The 2,314-nt window shown below is 43.2% G+C and carries 3 protein-coding genes; all 3 read right to left on the reverse strand.

The window, feature by feature from the left end; all coding sequences use genetic code 11:
• The coding region (locus Q0296_RS11165; protein WP_298040608.1) for an SDR family NAD(P)-dependent oxidoreductase at nucleotides 1-325 on the reverse strand (325 nt) is incomplete at its 3' end.
• Nucleotides 325-1,224: a 4-hydroxy-tetrahydrodipicolinate synthase gene (gene dapA, locus Q0296_RS11170; RefSeq protein ID WP_298040612.1), complete on the reverse strand. Its 900-nt coding sequence runs from the start codon at nucleotides 1,222-1,224 to the stop codon at nucleotides 325-327. The genes dapA and Q0296_RS11165, both read right to left, overlap by 1 nt.
• Nucleotides 1,221-2,314 (reverse strand): pitrilysin family protein (locus Q0296_RS11175; RefSeq protein ID WP_298040610.1); only part of this gene is annotated, 1,094 nt, incomplete at its 5' end. The genes dapA and Q0296_RS11175, both read right to left, overlap by 4 nt.

The raw sequence follows: 2,314 nt of genomic DNA on the forward strand, positions 1-2,314 counted from the left end.
TCGTATATCCGCCTGCGACCGAACGACCCGAGATGATAGCGTTTGAGATGAAAAAATCTATGCGGTCGAAGTCTGCGTCGATCTCTAAAAATAGATCTTTGTAGGTCTCGGGCTCTAGTATATTTAGTGCGTAGGCTCTGGCTTTTATGCCGTACGTCGCCTCGAGCTCGGCGGCTTGGGTCTTGGCTAGCTCTTCGTTTGAGTTATATGTAAAGGCGATGTTTACGCCCTTTGCGGCGAATTCCTCCACGATGGCGCGTCCGATACCGCGCGTTCCGCCGCTGATTACTAGAGTTTTGCCTTTAAATTCGTTTTCGCAATTCATTAAAATCCTTTTATGTTATATTGTTTTATGGTTTGTTCGATTTTTTTGAGATTTTCAGCGCTCGGCTCGCAAAGCGGCAAGCGGTACTCTAGGCTTGATATGAGCCCAGCGATGTACATAGCGGCCTTGACCGGGATCGGATTGCTCTCGCAAAACATTATTTTATTTACCGCATAAAGATCGTCGTTTATGGCTTTTGCGCGCGCAAATTCGCCTTTTAGCGCAAAGTGGGTCAAATTTGAGATCTCGTCCGGGAGCAAATTTGCCGTGACCGAGATCACGCCCTTGCCGCCGTTTGAGAGGATAGGGTAGTTTATAGCATCTTCACCGCTAATGACCACCAAATCAGGCTCGTGAGCTAGCAGATCGACACATCTATCGATGCTGCCTGTCGCCTCTTTGATGCCGTAAATGTTTTGGCAATCTTTAAAAAGTCTAAAAACAGTCGCTGGCAAGATATCTACGCCAACTCTGCCTGGGACGTTGTAAAGAAGCACCGGAATTTCTATGCTATTTGCGATGGCCTTGTAGTGCTCGTAAAGCCCCTCTTGAGTTGGTTTGTTGTAGTAAGGAGCGACTGATAGGATGCCGTGAGCGCCGTGAGCTTGGGCAAATTTAGCGATACCTATTGCCTCGTGAGTGGCGTTGCTACCAGCTCCAGCGAGCACCTTGACATTTGTGCCTTTACATGCATCTACTGCGATCTCGATGCAAATTCTATGCTCATCATGCGTTAGAGTCGCGCTCTCGCCAGTAGTTCCCACTGGTACAACGACGTCTATGCCGTGTTTTATCTGTCTTTTTATCAGTTTTTCAAAACTGGCTTCGTCTAATTTTTGATTTTTAAATGGCGTAATTAGTGCTGTCATCGCACCTTGAAGCGAATTTTTCACGTCTATTCCTTTTTTAAGATTATTGTCGTGCTAGTTTTTTCATTGAAATATCTATTTGCTATCTCTTTTAAAAGCTTGGCATCTATCTTATCTATATTTTTTTCAAGCTCATAAAGTGGCTTTATGTCACCTCTTGCAAGGTATGAGCCGTATAAATTTGCCACCTTGCTTGCGCTCTCAAATGAGTAGATAAAGTCCGTTTTTATCAAATTTTTAACTCTTAAAACGTCCTCTTTGTCGATTGGCTTTTTCTTTAGATCATCTATGATCTTTAAAATTTCAGCCTCAACCACGCTAGCCTCGACGTCTTGGTTGCAAACTGCTAAAAATATAAATAAATTTTCATCAACGCAGCTCATATTGTAAGCATAAATTTGATTTACAAGCATTAGCTCATCGACAAGGCGCTGCTGTAAGATAGAGCTTTTGCCAGTGGCTAGATACTCGCTTATCGCATTTAGCCCCACTTGATCAGCATGCCTAAAGTCTGGAATTTTATAAGCGATAGCTAGCATTTGCGTTTGGCTATCTTTGTAGATGATAGCCCTTCTTGCGCCGTCTTGCTCAGGCTCTTTGCAGTGTAGTTTTGGTATGGCTCTTTTGTTTTTTACGCCGCTAAAGTTTTTCTTAGCTAGCTTAAATGCCTCGTCTTTGCCGATGTCGCCACTTATCATCAAAATGGCATTTTTTGGCTGATAGTATGTAGAGTGAAATTCTTTTATATCAGCGATCTTCCAGTTTTCGATATCTTTTATAAAACCTATCGGCGTCCAGTGGTATGGGTGGTAGATAAATGCGTGGTTGTAGAGCCTAAAGTAGAGATATCCCATAGGGTTGTTGTCTGTTCGCCACCTGCGCTCCTCATGCACCACCTCGCGCTCTGGCTGAAATTCTTTATCTTTTAGGCTTAAATTTTTCATAAGCTCGGCAAAAAGACCTAGCGTTTTGTCTAAATTTTCATTTGAAGCTTTTATGAAGTAGTGAGTGTAGTCAAAGCCCGTGCTTGCGTTATTTACGCCGCCAAAGCCCTTTACTATCTCATCAAACTCGCCTGCGCGTAAATTTTTGGTTGATTTGAAATTTAGATGCTCTAGCA

Origin of the sequence: uncultured Campylobacter sp., assembly GCF_937890585.1 — a bacterium.
GTDB lineage: Bacteria > Campylobacterota > Campylobacteria > Campylobacterales > Campylobacteraceae > Campylobacter_A.